This is a genomic window from Exiguobacterium acetylicum, assembly GCF_022170825.1.
Taxonomy (GTDB): domain Bacteria; phylum Bacillota; class Bacilli; order Exiguobacteriales; family Exiguobacteriaceae; genus Exiguobacterium_A; species Exiguobacterium_A acetylicum_B.
The window spans coordinates 2,901,749-2,916,217 of record NZ_CP081878.1 but is presented as its reverse complement, the minus strand read 5'-3'; the positions used below and the strand labels follow the sequence as shown (position 1 = coordinate 2,916,217).

The following is a 14,469-nucleotide window of genomic DNA, read 5'->3' as shown; positions in this document are numbered from 1 at the left end:
GTTTAACTGTTTTATTAGTAGTACTAATATGGTTTTACAGAAAAGGAGAAACGAACGCATGAAGAAGAAAATTGCACTTATGGCAGCCGTCTTAATGACGTCTTCCAATTTAGTCAGTGCGCAAGGTGCACTGTCGTCGCAAGACAAAGCAACAGGTCAAAAACCACAGGCGCTCTCGCTGAAGAAATCGGGGCAAGAAAAGAACTACAAGCAATCGGATAAAGTCCGTGTCGTCATCGAGATGGAAGAGAAGCCAGCGATTCAAATCGCCCAGGCTCAAAATAAGCGGTATAGCACATTGAGCAATGCCGAAAAAGAGTCGATCAAAAATCGTCTTGTCAGCGTCCAAAAATCAGTCAAGTCAGCAATCGCTAAAAAAGCAATTCCAGTTACATATAAGGAAAGCTTCACGACCGTCATCAACGGATTCAGTGGTGAAGTGAAGTTCGGTGACATTGAAGACATCAAACAACTGAGCGGGGTCAAGAGCGTACATATCGCGCATGAATACGCGCGCCCAGAAGTCGCTAAAGGTGCCAAGCCAGACATGCTGTACAGCAAAGATATGGTCAATGCAAAGGAAACATGGCAGGACTATGGGTTTAAGGGGGAAGGAACTGTTGTCGCAGTCATCGATACAGGGATTGATCCGTCGCACAAGGACATGGTTTTGAGCCCGGAGACGAAGATCGATTTAACCTCTTCGAAAGTCGACAGTGCAAAAGAAACAAAAGGATTAAAAGGAAAGTACTTCACGGAAAAAGTACCGTACGGCTATAACTATGCCGATCACGATAGCGAAATCCGTGACTTAGGCGCGGGCGCATCGATGCACGGGATGCACGTAGCGGGTACAGTTGGAGCAAACGGGGATGAAGCAAACGGTGGCATCAAAGGTGTTGCACCGGAAACACAACTTCTCGCGATGAAGGTCTTTGGAAACGATCCAGGGATGCCATCGACGTTCAGTGATATCTACATCAAAGCAATCGATGATGCGATCGCACTCGGAGCAGATGTCATCAATATGAGTCTCGGTTCGACGGCATCGTTCGTCAACGCAGATGACCCAGAGCAACGCGCGATCGTCAACGCGATGAACAACGGTATCTTGTGTGCGATCTCTGCTGGTAACTCGGCATTCGCAGGTCATGGTGCTGGTAACCCGTATACAGCAAACCCGGATATCGGTGTCGTCGGTGCACCAGGATTAACGAGCCAAGCGCTTCAAGTCGCATCGCTCGAGAATACGAAATTGACACTTGAAGGCATGGCTCTGACGATTGACAATCAGGATGCTGGTTATTTGGCATACCAAAAACAAGATTCACCGAATCCGATTGCTGTTTTCGATAAAGAGAAGAAGGATGTCGTGTATGTCGGTGACGGTCAAGCTTCGAACTACGAAGGCAAAGACGTCAAAGGGAAAGTCGTCTTCGTCGTGCGTAACGGTGGTTTCAACTACGGTATGATCCAAGCTGAAGCTGAGAAGCAAGGCGCAGCAGGTGTCATCGTCCGTGGTCGAGTCGATCATGGTGATTACGTCAGCATGGCGCTCAACAATCCAACGATTCCGATGGTAACGCTGAGTCTCAAAGATGGAAACGAGCTCGAAGCCAAAGCGAAAGAGGGCAAGGCAATTGCTGTCACATTCGACGGAAAAGCAGTCTCAGCCGATAACCCGGTCGCAGGACAAATGTCTGACTTCACGTCATGGGGTGTCACGCCAAGCCTTGACTTCAAACCAGAAATCACGGCACCAGGCGGAAAAATTTACTCAACGCTCAACGATAATGAATATGGCGTCATGAGTGGAACATCGATGGCAGCACCGCACGTTGCTGGTGGAACGGCACTCGTCATGCAACGGATCGCAAAAGACTTCAAAGTCGACGGTGCGACACGCGTTAAACTCGCGAAGAACATCTTGATGAACACGTCGCGTCCGCAACTCGATCAGGGAAAATACAACGCGCAACTAAAAACAGGTAACTTCTACTCACCACGTCGTGAGGGAGCTGGACTGATGGATCTGCGTGCTGCCATGAAGACGCCAGTCGTCGTCACGGAGACGAAGTCGGGTGAAGGTAAGGCATCCTTGAAGGAAGTCGGCGAGAAGTTCACGTTCACACTTGATTTGAAAAACTACAGCAGTGAAAAAGTGACGTATAAGTTAGCCGGAACGGTTCAGTCGGATCTCGGCGCAGAAGGATCGAACTTCTTAGAAGCGAACGGAATCTTCAAAAAAGGCACGATTGGTACGGTGGATGCGAATAAAGGCACATATCCAATCTCATTCGCAGTCGGTTCGAAGAAAGCAAGCTCGGTCTCGATTAATCCGAAGAGCTCAACGAAAGTCAGTGTGTCGGTCGACTTGAAGGATACAACAGACTGGGCAAACGAGCTTCCACTTGAACAAGTCTTTGAGAACGGCTACTTCGTCGAAGGATTCGTCCGTTTAATCGATACGAAGAGCAAAAACCCAGAGTTGACGGTTCCTTACGTTGGCTTTAAAGGGAAATGGGATCAAGCACCGATTCTAGATGCCCCGTTGTACGATGAAGAGAACACGTTCTACGGTTTGACAGGTCTAGCGACAGAAGTGAAGGATAACTTCGAGTTCCTCGGTGCGAACGCTGCTGGTGATGTCGTTGCGAACAAAGTCTCGTTCTCACCAAACAACGATGGTAGCGCGGATGAAGCATTCCCGATCATCTCGTTCCTTCGTAATGCGAAAAAAGTCGAGTACTCGATTCTTGACCGGAATAAAGCAACGCTCCAAAAGCTCGATATGCAAACCGACGTCGTCAAGAACTACTACGATAGCGGTTCAGAGGACGGATTCACACCAGTCACAAGCGCTGCTTGGGATGGAACAATTAACGGTAAACCAGTCAAAGATGGTCTTTACTACTACAAAGTCAAATCAGTCATCGATTATCCGAATGCCAAATGGCAATCGAATCTCTTCCCAGTCTATGTCGATACGAAAAAACCGGCAGCAACTGTGAAGTGGGATGCTTCGAAAGCAACACTCTCGTGGACTGCAGGTGATCAAGGTACAGGAGTCGCGTCATATGACATTCTCGTTAATGGCAAGAGTGTCTTGAAACAGCCACTTGCTGCAACAGAAAAAGCGTACACGCTAACTGATCTTCCAGAGCGTGCGAAAATTGCTTTCGTCGTCAAAGACTATGCAGGAAACAGTGTGAAAAAAGACGTCAACACGACAGGTGTTGATAAAGCGGTACCGAACGTTCAAATCGATACACCAGTTGCACTTGGTCTTGCGACATCGAAAGTCATCAACATCGCAGGTCACGTCTCTGATGAATCAGGGATTAAATCGTTCAAAATCAACGGTAAATCTGTCAAGCTCCGCTTCGATGCAGCGCAACAAAACTATGCGTTCAGCCACGACGTGACGTACACGACGGATGGCGTCAAGTCATTCAAGGTCGAAGCATATGATGGCAAAGGGAACCGTGTTGCGTTCAACCGTCAAGTCATCATCGACACAGAACTACCAACGATTCGTGTCACAGCACCAAAAACTGTCTCAAGTAAAACAAAGACAGCAGAGATGAAGATCGTTCTTCGCGATAACTACAGCGAGTTACGTTTCGACTTCAATGGTAGTGCGGAATACCGCCGCACGTTCAAAGAGCCGTACGAAATGAAAGCCTTCAAAAAGACGATCACGAAAAAAGTGACGCTGAAGAAGGGTAAAAACACGTACAACTTGAAACTGAAGGATCTCGGTGGACACGTTGTTACGAAAACAGTCGTCATCACGAAAAAATAAGTAACTGCAGATATAGTCAGGCGGAGATCCGTCTGGCTTTTCTTTTGTATCACGAAGCGCTTTGACGGGTTTATCAGACGAGCGGAGGGGGAATTTTAAGAACAGAAACAAGTCAGAGGGGGAACAACCATGAATCCGTTTACGACCTTAATCGCCTTCATCGTAGGGTGTCTCGTCTTATATCTCGGTATCCGTGACAAGAACGGCTGGTTAATCGGTGTCGCGATGATACCACTCGCAATCGTTGCCTATAGCGTCATCTATCTCATCATCCAGGTCAGTGCGTAGTCTCTAATGAAAGATGTCTTGTCCGAAGCGGCAAGACATCTTTTTTTCGAAAAATCGTACTACAGATGAAACCGATCCAGTAAAATGTAAGTATATGACAGTATAGGAAGGTGGGAGATCATGGAACACGTACATACACAAACGGAAGCATTAGCGACGCTTTACGAAGAGATGCACCAAAAGACAAAGACCGGCATGTGGGTCTTGCTTGCGGCATTTTTAGCACTGAGTAACACACTCGAGAAACCAGTCTACGCCATGATCGTTCCATTATTGTATTTTGGCTATGACATGCTCGTACAACGGAAGCGGTTTGCGCTTGTCGCGGAGTATACATCAAAGGATTCAGCAAAACGTCTCTACCAGGTGCACGTCCTGATCGGCATCTTACAATACGGAGCGCTTGCCGGTTTGATCGTCTGGACAGTCAATCGTCCGAGCATCTCCTTCTTGATCGGGCTCGTCATCGTCGTCATCCCGTTCTACTGGATTTGTCGAAAAACGCTAGAGTCCGTCTCACGAAAGATCGACCCTACGTACATCACGGAACAAGAAATCCACAAAGCCCGCTAAAGGAGACGATGTCATGCAAACGGCTCGTGAAGAACGTCTACAACAACTTGCGCTCGCGTACCGGGACGTCGAGTGGCTCGGCACGCGTTGGTACTGGAACGTGTTCCTTTTCATAACAGTCGGTATCTTGATTGAGTGGACGGATATCCCCATGTTGATTTTGACGATTCCAGCTGTTTTTCTCGGTTCCGATTTTCGTTATCAGTTAAAAAAGAGAAAAATTTTAGATGGCTATCTCTCAAAAGCACAGGTCCGTCGGCAATTTTTACTTCGTGTCGGTAGCCACGTCCTGCTGTATGCCGTGTTAACGATCGTCATCATCCAGACGATCGAGGGACCGTTCTGGAAGATGCTTGTAGCGATCTTCGTCATCTTAACTCCGCTCTATTTCATCAGCGAATGGATTATCCGACGTGACGGGGCGCGTGATCCAGATTATATCAGTGACGGAGAAGTAGTCCGCTTCGTCAAACAGAAAGGAACTTCAAAATGGAACACCTATTCGAGCGACAAGCACGTCTGAATTTAATGAAACGACCGGTGCGTGTCGTCACCTATTTCTTTTTGATTCCTGGATTGATTGTCGCAATACTTGCTTGGTTTTTACCAGTGGTGGAATCCGTCTTTGGGCAAATCTTGTTTTTCTGTCTTTGCGGGATTGGAGTCGTTCGTGAAATCGTTCGGCTACGACTCATGAAGTCCTATTTAACGCAAGGTATCTATCAACAGACTGTTCAGAAGGTCGCTCACCTGACGATCATCGGTTATGTTGTGGCATGGCTGATTGCCTTCGTTATGCTGTCGATTCCAAATGCTCCCGGTTATCTATTCGTTCTCCTACTTATCTGGAGCGGCGGAGTCGGTCTTGGCGTCACTCGACTGAACCGATTAGCCAAACAAATCGATCCGGCGTACGTAACGATGGGTGAAATCGAACGTGCGTGGTGGAAACGTTAAAGCAAAAAATCCGCATCAATCAGCGAAAAAAAGCTGTTTGATGCGGATTTTTGATTATTTCTTCAACAAGAGATAGATAAAATAAGGTGCGCCGATCAAGGCGACGACGATCCCAGCCGGTACGCCATCTGGTCCCGCGATGTTGCGTCCAATCGTATCAGCGAACGCAAGCAACCAGCCGCCGAGCAAGAGGGCGATCGGCAGGAAGAACTGATGCCGTGGTCCGACGAGGGCGCGGGCGATATGTGGTGCCATCAGACCGATGAAGGAGATACCACCCGTGACGGAAACGGCAGCAGCGGCGAGCGCAACGGCAGTCAACAAGAGCTGGATTCGTTCTTTTTCAATCGCAACGCCGACACCGATTGCGACCGGTTCATTCAAGGCAAGCAGATTGAGCTTATTCGCTTTGTAGAATGTCAGCGGAATCAAGACGAGTAACCAAGGCAAGAGCGAATAGACGAAGATCCAGTCCGTGCCCCAGATGTTACCGGCAAGCCACTTGGCGATGAAGTCGACCTTCTCCCGACGCGTCGATGAAATCAGGATGACCATGATTCCGGATAACGCCATAGAGAAGCCGACGCCGGTCAAGATTAAGCGGATCGGTTGGAGTCCTTGCACGCGGTCGTACGAGAACAGGTAGATTGCCGTCGCAGTCACGAGTGCACCGAAGAAGGCAGCAATCGGCAACAGATAAATGAATGATCCGACATCGGTCGGGAAGTACAGGAAGAACAAGGCAACGGCGACGCCAGCTCCTGTGTTGATGCCGATGATACCCGGGTCAGCCAGTTCATTGCGAGTGATTCCTTGGAGAATCGCACCCGATAAGGCGAGCGCCATTCCTGCCATGACGGTGATGAGCAGTCGCGGTAAACGGAGCGAATAGAGGACGAACTCTTCTTTGAACGAACCGTTTCCAAGTAACGTCGGCAGTAAACGATCATACGATAAGGAGGCAGGCCCAAGACCGATGCTGACGATGAGTGTTGCGATCAATAGTGCCAGTAACGTCCAAAACGTCAGTTGCTGGCGACGACGTAAGCGAGATTCCATCATGAGAAAGCACGCCCTCCTTTCCGAACGATCAAGAGGAAGAACGGTAGCCCGAGCATCGAGACGATCGCGATGACCGGTGTCTCATAAGGTGCATATAATGTTCGTCCAATCGTATCAGCAAGCAACATGAATGTTGCACCGAAGATTGCGGTCATTGGCAGGATGAACCGATAGTCCGTCCCGACGATCGCGCGGACGATATGCGGAATCATCAGTCCGATGAATGCCATGTTGCCGACGAGTGCTACGGCAGCACCCGCAAGCAGGATGACGACGACGTAAAGTACCGCCTTGATGCGCTGGATGTTCTGTCCGAGTCCGAGCGCGACTTCTTCCGATAAACTAAGAATCGTTAATTGCCGAGAGAAAATAAAGGCAATCACGATTCCGATCGCAATAACCGGTGCGATGACTTGGAGTTGCCCCCAAGTTGAACCGACAAGCCCACCGGACGTCCATTGGGAGACATCTTGGGCAATTTTGAAATAGATCCCGATTCCTTCCGCAATCGCGTAAAGAAAAGCGGAGATCGCAGAACCAGCAAGGACGATCCGGAGCGGTGAGAAACCACCTTTTTTTGAAGCCCCGATTCCGAAGACAAGTCCTGCTCCAAGTGCTGCTCCGACGAAACACGCAAGCATGATACCGAAGTAGTCAATCTTCGGGAACAGGACGATGACGAGCGCAAGTGCCGCGTTCGCACCTGCCGTCAGACCAAGCAGACCGGGATCGGCAAGTGGATTACGAGTCATCGCCTGCATGATTGCACCAGAAACACCGAGTGCTGCCCCGACGAGGATCGCTGCTAGTTCGCGAGGTAAGCGAATTTCTTGAACGATTTTTGCTTTTTCATTTAATGGTCCGAACGTCAAGGCGTTCCAAACTTCACGTATCGTCGTATCGGCAGCGCCGAACGTCATCGCGATCCAGAACATCCCGAAAAAGAGGACGAGACCGAGTGTGATTTTAATGCCGAACGGAATTCGACCAGCTGACATGAATGTCGCCTCCATTTCTGATTCAGGGAGTGAGCCGCAAAAAAAAAGGAGGGATCCCGCAGGTTCCCTCCCTTATTCATTATGCGCCAAGGAAACTTTTCTTGAAGAACTCGAGTTGACGTTCGAGTGTGAGAGGGTCGTTGAAGTAGAACTCCTTCGAGTCGACTTCAAAGACACGATCGTTTTTGACGGCTGGAATGTTTTTGAACGTATCCGTTTTCGTAAATGAGTTGTCTGCTTCTGCACTCTTACTGAAGACGAGGTAGTCGCCTGCGTATTCAGGAAGGACTTCCGGTGACAACGCGTAGTATCCGTCTTTTAATGCCATCTTCGTGACTTTATCCGGCATTTTCAATTTCATTTCCTGATAGAGAATCTCTGTTCCACGACCCCAGTTATCGCCGAAGACGTAGAGTTGTTTATCGAAGCTTTCGATGACAGACACGGTTGCATCTTCACCGATTTTTGCTTTGATATCTTTACCGGCAGCAGCAGCGCGTGTTTTGAAGTCTTTGACCCAGTCGCGTGCTTCTTGTTCTTTGTTGAGCAATTTACCGATTTCGATATGTTGCGTCAAGTAGTCGACTTTTCCGTATGTGTACGTGACCGTCGGAGCAATCTTTTTGATTTTATCAAGGTTTTTCGTTGTTGAGTAGCCGATGATCAAGTCTGGCTCGAGTTCGATGATTTTTTCAACGTTCTCTTCCGAAACTTCCGTTACGTCTTTGAGCTTATCGAACTTCGGATTCGCTTTTGACCACGAATCGACACCCACGACAGGTACGTCGAGTGCCATGACGTTACCAGCGAAACCAGCGAGGACAACGACACGTTTTGGATTAGCGGGAACTTTGACGTCACCATTCTCTGATTTGTACGTGATCGTCTCATTTTTCGAACCAGATGCTGCATCGTCCTTCTTCTCTGTATTGCCACACGCTGCAATGACGAGCGTGAGAATGAGTAAAACCGGTAAAAGTAGTTTCTTCATGATTCAATCTCCCTTGATTAAGTTGTAAGTGATACACATCGGCTTGTTCGTACGCGGATCGCGTCCGATTTCAGCATCGATATGGAATACTTCTTGTAAAACGTCTTTTGCGATGACTTCCTCACACGTCCCAGCTTTGACGACTTCGCCGTTTTTCATGGCGATGATGTAGTCGGCGAAGCGTGCCGCTTGATTCAAGTCATGCAGGACCATGACGATCGTCCGTCCTTCGGTCCGGTTGAGATGCTCAAGTAGCTCGAGCACCTCAAGTTGGTGGGCGAGATCAAGATAAGTCGTCGGTTCATCGAGGAAGATGATGTCCGTCTCTTGGGCAAGTGCCATCGCGATCCAGACGCGTTGACGCTGACCACCCGATAGCGCATCGACTGGACGATGTTTGAACGCCATCGTATCCGTTGCTTCGAGTGCCCAATCGATGATCTCGTAATCGTGTTTCGTTAAGCGTCCGAATCCTTTTTGATAAGGGAAACGACCGTATGAGACAAGCTCTGCGACCGTCAGACCACTTGCACTCTCTGGAGTCTGTGGCAGAATAGCCATTTTCCGAGCAAGTAGCTTCGTGCTTTCCTTCGCGATATCGAGACCATCAAGCAACGCACGTCCCGATTGGTGGGGAATGATCCGTGTCATCGCTTTCAATAAAGTTGATTTGCCACATCCATTTGCTCCGATGATCGTCGTGATTTGCCGATCAGGAATTTGGACGGACAAGTCCTTGACGATGGGACGATCACCGTAGCCGATATTGATTTCTTCTGTTGCTAGACGTACCATGAGCGACGACTCCTTCGTTGTTCTCTCCGTTTTCAATGATAATGATTATCACTATCGTCTCATTAACCATACCAGTCTCATAAAAACGCTGTCAACATTTTTTCTTGTGTTCAAGAGATGTTCACGTTATCATGAGAGAGTGAGAATGATAATCAATAACAATCGAGGATGAGGAGTGAGTGAGATGAGGGAGCAAGAGTTGTTCGACGTAACGATCATCGGTGGAGGACCAGCAGGGTTATATTCGACGTTCTATAGTGGTCTTCGGGGCATGAAGACGAAATTGATCGAGTATCAAGCAGAACTCGGAGGAAAACTGCACGTCTATCCGGAAAAGATGATCTGGGACGTCGGTGGACAACCACCGATCACCGGTGAAAAACTCATGGCTCAACTCGTCGAACAAGGATTGACGTTTCAACCGACTGTTCAATTGAATGAAAAGATCATCTCGATTGCAAAAGACGTCTTCGGCAATTTCGTCTTAGAAGCAGAATCGGGGCGGATCCATTATTCGAAGACGGTCATTGTCGCAGTTGGCGGCGGCATCCTCAATCCACAAAAATTAAAAGTCGAAGGTGCGGAACGCTTCGAAGTCTCGAACTTGAACTATACCGTCAAATCGATTGAACGCTTTAAAGGAAAGACCGTCATCGTCTCAGGTGGTGGGAACTCGGCGATTGATTGGGCAAACGAGCTCGAACCGGTCGCAAAAAAAGTCTACGTCACGTATCGCCGGGATTGTTTTTCAGGGCACGAGGCGCAGGTCGATCAACTCGTCAAAAGCTCAGCTGTTTGTCTCTTAAATACAACGATTCATAAACTGATCGCAAGCCCCGATCACCAGCGGATTGCGTCGGTCGAATTGATCGACTGTCAAACGGATGAGATTGTCGAGATTCCGATTGATGAAGTCATCATCAATCATGGCTACGAACAGGATGCGGCACTTCTTGACGCCTGTGATCTCGATATCGCACGTGTCGATGACTTCTACATTGCGGGAAATGCGGCGAGTGAATCGAGTGTACCGGGGCTATATGCTGCCGGAGATATCCTGTCACACGACGGGAAGGTCCACTTGATCTCAGGTGCCTTCCAAGATGCGGCAAACGCCGTTAACCGGGCGAAACGGTTTATTGAACCGGAAGCACCAAAAGTGGCGATGGTCTCGTCACACAATGAAGTCTTCAAAAAACGCAATCGGGCGTTGATTGAGGAACGCGTCAATCAACAATCTTGAATAATGTTCAAACGTCCAAAACGCTTGGAAACAAGCGGAGTTTGGACGTTTTTTTGTATGAATTTCAGTTTTGTACTATAACAGAACGATTTGACAACGGACTGTATTTAGGACAAAATTCTTATGTTCCACTACATGTAGGATACAAGTAAGACGGATGTATAAGGAGGAAGCGTATGACAACTACGAAACGTAAGCCAATTGGCCTTGCCTGGCAAATTTTAATCGGCTTGATTCTTGGGATCACAGTCGGTGGTGTATTTTATGGGAATCCCCATGTCGCGGAGTGGCTCAAGCCAATCGGTGACATCTTTATCCGGATGATGAAAATGATCGTTGTTCCGATCGTCTTCACGACGATCGTCCTCGGTGTCTCATCAGTCGGTAGTCCGAAAAGTCTCGGACGCCTCGGCGTCAAGACGCTCGGTTACTTCACAATCGTAACGATGATCGCAATCTTCACGGGGCTGTTCGCAGCCAATCTTGTTGAACCGGGTGCCGGTATCAACATGTCGACACTCGATAAGACGGATATTTCGACATATGTCGAGACAGAAGAGACGACGCAGGACGCAGGACTCGTCGACAAGATCGTCAACATCGTTCCAACGAATATCTTGGACGCGATGGTCCGCGGTGATATGCTCGCTATTATTTTCTTCTCAGTCTTATTCGGACTCGGTGTCGGTTTTGCAGGGGAGAAGGGTCAACCGGTCGTTCGCTTCTTTGAAGGCGTCGCAGCAGCGATGTTCAACCTCGTCAATATCGTCATGAAATTCGCGCCGATTGGTGTTTTCGCCTTGATCGGTGTCACGGTCTCGACGTTTGGGATTGAATCGCTTGGTTCATTGTTTAAATTGATTGCGACGCTATACGTCACAGCACTTCTTTTCATGGTGATCGTTTTCGGTGCGATCATGAAGTGGGTTGGCATTCGGGTATCTGATTTCACACGCATCTTCAAAGACGAGTTATTGTTGACGTATTCAACGGCATCGTCTGAGACGGTACTGCCGCGCGTCATGGAAAAACTCGAACGGATGGGCGTTCCGAAATCAATCGTCAGCTTCGTCGTACCGACGGGTTATTCATTCAACCTTGATGGTTCAGCGCTTTATCAAGCACTTGCTGCCTTGTTCATCGCGCAGATGTACGGGATTGATCTATCGATCGGAACACAATTAACGCTTGTCTTCGTCTTGATGTTGACATCAAAAGGGATGGCTGCCGTTCCTGGCGTCTCCTTCGTTGTGTTACTCGCAACACTCGGTACGGTCGGCATCCCGGCAGAAGGACTTGCCTTCATCGCGGGGATTGACCGAATCATGGATATGATGCGCTCGGTTGTCAACGTGACAGGAAACACGCTGGCTTCACTCGTCATCGCGAAGTGGGAAGGTGTCCTAGACGAAGACCAACTCGAGACGTTCATGTCGACAGAAGGTAAAAAGGACGACGTCCGCAGTGCGTGATCGTCGTAAACACAAGGAAGGACTGAATCGTCAGTCCTTCTTTTTTTCGTGCCTGAAAATAGATTAAAGCAGACTGTTTTTAAAGAAAAGCTCTTATTTTTGATTATATTTAAAATAAAGTTGAATATTATTGATTTTAAAGTTAATATTATTGATATAATCATAGGGGAGAGGCGATAGGATGGAAACGGTAGGAATCGTCATTGGTATTGTCACAGTCTGTATCGTACAATTTTACTTAGCAAGGCGAGGAAGAGTCTGGAGTCTCATCATTCCAGCCATCATCATCGGTCTCGGAATTTACTGGTATTACGGAACAGGACCACATACGTCGGATCGTGAATCATTGATCCGAATCGGTACATGTGTTGGATTGTCTATGATGATCTCAATGGCTGAAATGGGCGTCGATTCGCGCCGTAAACAATTGAAGCGAGAGAAAGAGCGGATGGAGATTCAAGATTTGTAAGAGAAGTGAGGGAACACGATGGAACGACAAGACGTGCCCGCTTGGGTACTGGCACTTGAACAGGAGCATCTCGAGTTCATCCGGAAGTTCGTCTTGAGCTCTGGTTCGTTGAAGGATATGGCAACGGCTTACCAAGTATCCTATCCGACCGTCCGGGCGAAGTTGAACCAATTGATCGAGCGGATTGATTCAGTGCAACAGGAAGATGTCGAATTCGTTAATATGATCAAGAACTTAGTCCTCGATGAGCGGTTAAGTCTCGATGTGGCGAAAACGATCATCGATTCCTACCGCAAAGGACAAGCGAAGGAATAAACCAAAAAACGAGATTTCCGCATGACGGAAACCTCGTTTTTTTTATTGCTTATCGTTCTTTTTGTCTTGTTCCTTCTTGATCATCTTCTTTGCTGCTGCGCGGAAGCGGAAGATCAAGTAAAGACGGTAGAAGTCGATTGCGGCAAACAACGTCAGGAGGATCGTCCAGAAGTTGAAGACCGTTCCGGCCTCGACTGAGTTGTTGTAGGCGAGAAACATGAAGAGAACACCGAAGATGGCATAGAATACTGCCATGAAGTTCGAGCTTTGACGCATGAAAACACGACCTTTCGTAAATTAAGACATCGCGTAAATGGCGAGTACGACGATTCCGTTGTTAAAGACATGGATGGCGATTGGAGCGATGATCCGGCGCGTCTTGACGAAGACGAGCGAGAAGACGAAGCTCATCGCGACATAGATCAAAAATTTGTTGTCTAGGTGGATCAGTCCGAACAAGGCACCCGTTAGGATGAAGCTGAAGAAGAAACCGAGCTTCGAGGAGAGATTGCCGAACATGATATGCCGAAACAAGAACTCTTCCATGATTGGTCCAAGCAAGACGACCATGACTTGCAAGAGTGGGATGACTTGGATTGCTTGGATGATTTGATCCGTATTTTGCGATTTCGCGACATTCTCGATCCCGCCTGCCATCCAGGCATCGATCAAGTTGACGCCGATCAAGAGCGCATAGAGGAGCACGATCCCGATCCCGATCCATTTCAACGTATCCATCGGATCGGTTTGACGTCCTTCTGCCTTCCACTTCTGCCAATCGGGACGTAGGCAGTAGTAGGAGACGATGACAGCAACCGTAAAGCCGATCGCAAGCCACCAACCGGCGACGTCAGCAATGACGTTCTTCGGAAGGAAATACTGGAACGAACCCGGAACCAATTGGACGATCAGATAGATGATGATCGGGATGACGTGACGCTTTTGCCACTTCTCCGCCATCACGAAAGGCAGACTGATTGGATTTTTCATCGTACAGGACACAACTCCTTTGTAATGAAGGTACTGTCCCGATTGTAACAAACAAACGGTCCGGGCGCACGATTGACGATGATTCAAAGGTGTCGATTTCGGGAAAACGGATAAAGGTTCAGGCTTGAATTCAGGAGAGAAAGCGTATAAGATAAAAATATGTTAGCACTCAACGAAAGTGAGTGCTAAAAAACAGTCATTTTCAAGGAGGATGTTTCGCATGTTAAAACCACTTGGTGATCGCATCGTGATCGAAGTCGTTAAAAAAGAAGAAACAACACTCGGAGGAATCGTTCTTCCTGGGTCAGCGAAAGAAAAACCACAAGAGGGTAAAGTCGTCGCTGTCGGTACAGGCCGTGTGACAGAGCAAGGCGTACGTGTACCACTTGAAGTGAGTGTCGGAGATCACGTCATCTATGCACAATATGCCGGTTCGGAAGTCAAAGTCGACGGCAATGAATACTTAATTTTACGCGAAAGCGATATTTTGGCAGTAGCCGAGTAATTCAGT

General features: G+C 48.2%; 16 protein-coding genes. 10 read left to right on the top strand and 6 right to left on the bottom strand.

Going from position 1 to position 14,469, the window contains the following annotated elements; translation table 11 throughout:
- The first annotated feature begins 58 nt into the window (after positions 1 to 58).
- The 5 genes from K6T22_RS15105 to K6T22_RS15085 all read left to right on the top strand — a co-directional run bounded on the left by K6T22_RS15105 (position 59) and on the right by K6T22_RS15085 (position 5,623).
- Positions 59 to 3,805, top strand: a complete 3,747-nt coding sequence (locus K6T22_RS15105) for a S8 family serine peptidase (protein WP_238238066.1) — start codon at positions 59 to 61, stop codon at positions 3,803 to 3,805.
- 129 nt (positions 3,806 to 3,934) lie between these two features.
- Positions 3,935 to 4,093, top strand: coding sequence for a hypothetical protein (locus K6T22_RS15100; protein WP_014971497.1), 159 nt, complete (start codon positions 3,935 to 3,937; stop codon positions 4,091 to 4,093).
- A gap of 120 nt (positions 4,094 to 4,213) precedes the next feature.
- Positions 4,214 to 4,666, top strand: coding sequence for a hypothetical protein (locus K6T22_RS15095; protein WP_238238064.1), 453 nt, complete (start codon positions 4,214 to 4,216; stop codon positions 4,664 to 4,666).
- 13 nt (positions 4,667 to 4,679) lie between these two features.
- Positions 4,680 to 5,189: a hypothetical protein gene (locus K6T22_RS15090; RefSeq protein WP_238238063.1), complete on the top strand. Its 510-nt coding sequence runs from the start codon at positions 4,680 to 4,682 to the stop codon at positions 5,187 to 5,189.
- Positions 5,156 to 5,623 (top strand): hypothetical protein, encoded by a 468-nt coding sequence (locus K6T22_RS15085; protein WP_238238061.1) that lies wholly within the window; start codon positions 5,156 to 5,158, stop codon positions 5,621 to 5,623. Before K6T22_RS15090 ends, K6T22_RS15085 begins: the two co-directional genes overlap by 34 nt.
- A gap of 54 nt (positions 5,624 to 5,677) precedes the next feature.
- Here the strand turns inward: K6T22_RS15085 and K6T22_RS15080 are convergent, their stop codons facing one another.
- The 4 genes from K6T22_RS15080 to K6T22_RS15065 form a co-directional block, all read right to left on the bottom strand.
- Positions 5,678 to 6,685: a FecCD family ABC transporter permease gene (locus K6T22_RS15080; protein ID WP_050678870.1), complete on the bottom strand. Its 1,008-nt coding sequence runs from the start codon at positions 6,683 to 6,685 to the stop codon at positions 5,678 to 5,680.
- Positions 6,682 to 7,683, bottom strand: a complete 1,002-nt coding sequence (locus tag K6T22_RS15075) for a FecCD family ABC transporter permease (RefSeq protein ID WP_238238059.1) — start codon at positions 7,681 to 7,683, stop codon at positions 6,682 to 6,684. The genes K6T22_RS15080 and K6T22_RS15075 overlap by 4 nt, the downstream gene beginning before the upstream one ends.
- Positions 7,684 to 7,762: 79 nt before the next feature.
- Positions 7,763 to 8,674, bottom strand: a complete 912-nt coding sequence (locus tag K6T22_RS15070; RefSeq protein WP_029342816.1) for an iron-hydroxamate ABC transporter substrate-binding protein — start codon at positions 8,672 to 8,674, stop codon at positions 7,763 to 7,765.
- A gap of 3 nt (positions 8,675 to 8,677) precedes the next feature.
- Positions 8,678 to 9,469, bottom strand: coding sequence for an ABC transporter ATP-binding protein (locus K6T22_RS15065; protein WP_023469594.1), 792 nt, complete (start codon positions 9,467 to 9,469; stop codon positions 8,678 to 8,680).
- A 184-nt stretch (positions 9,470 to 9,653) separates the two neighbouring features.
- Here K6T22_RS15065 and K6T22_RS15060 point away from each other — a divergent pair, with 184 nt between their 5' ends.
- From K6T22_RS15060 to K6T22_RS15045, 4 genes are all read left to right on the top strand, one after another.
- The gene (locus tag K6T22_RS15060; RefSeq protein ID WP_029342814.1) at positions 9,654 to 10,712 is read left to right on the top strand and encodes an NAD(P)/FAD-dependent oxidoreductase; all 1,059 of its coding nucleotides are present in this window, start codon (positions 9,654 to 9,656) and stop codon (positions 10,710 to 10,712) included.
- 176 nt (positions 10,713 to 10,888) lie between these two features.
- Complete coding sequence (locus K6T22_RS15055; protein WP_050678866.1) at positions 10,889 to 12,184, top strand: cation:dicarboxylate symporter family transporter; 1,296 nt, start codon at positions 10,889 to 10,891, stop codon at positions 12,182 to 12,184.
- A gap of 181 nt (positions 12,185 to 12,365) precedes the next feature.
- Positions 12,366 to 12,653 (top strand): hypothetical protein, encoded by a 288-nt coding sequence (locus K6T22_RS15050; RefSeq protein WP_238238058.1) that lies wholly within the window; start codon positions 12,366 to 12,368, stop codon positions 12,651 to 12,653.
- 18 nt (positions 12,654 to 12,671) lie between these two features.
- Positions 12,672 to 12,968 carry a DUF2089 family protein gene (locus tag K6T22_RS15045; RefSeq protein ID WP_023469590.1) on the top strand — a complete coding sequence of 99 codons (297 nt, stop codon included), beginning with the start codon at positions 12,672 to 12,674 and terminating at the stop codon, positions 12,966 to 12,968.
- Positions 12,969 to 13,010: 42 nt separating this feature from the next.
- Here K6T22_RS15045 and K6T22_RS15040 read toward each other — a convergent pair whose 3' ends face one another.
- Positions 13,011 to 13,244, bottom strand: a complete 234-nt coding sequence (locus K6T22_RS15040; protein ID WP_050678863.1) for a DUF4305 domain-containing protein — start codon at positions 13,242 to 13,244, stop codon at positions 13,011 to 13,013.
- Positions 13,245 to 13,265: 21 nt separating this feature from the next.
- Entirely contained in the window at positions 13,266 to 13,958 is a 693-nt protein-coding gene (locus K6T22_RS15035; protein WP_133207865.1) for a CPBP family intramembrane glutamic endopeptidase, read from the bottom strand.
- Positions 13,959 to 14,178: 220 nt separating this feature from the next.
- Between K6T22_RS15035 and groES the strand changes: the two genes are divergently transcribed.
- On the top strand, positions 14,179 to 14,463 hold the full coding sequence (gene groES / locus K6T22_RS15030) for a co-chaperone GroES (RefSeq protein WP_023469587.1): 285 nt from the start codon (positions 14,179 to 14,181) through the stop codon (positions 14,461 to 14,463).
- The last annotated feature ends 6 nt before the right edge of the window (positions 14,464 to 14,469 follow it).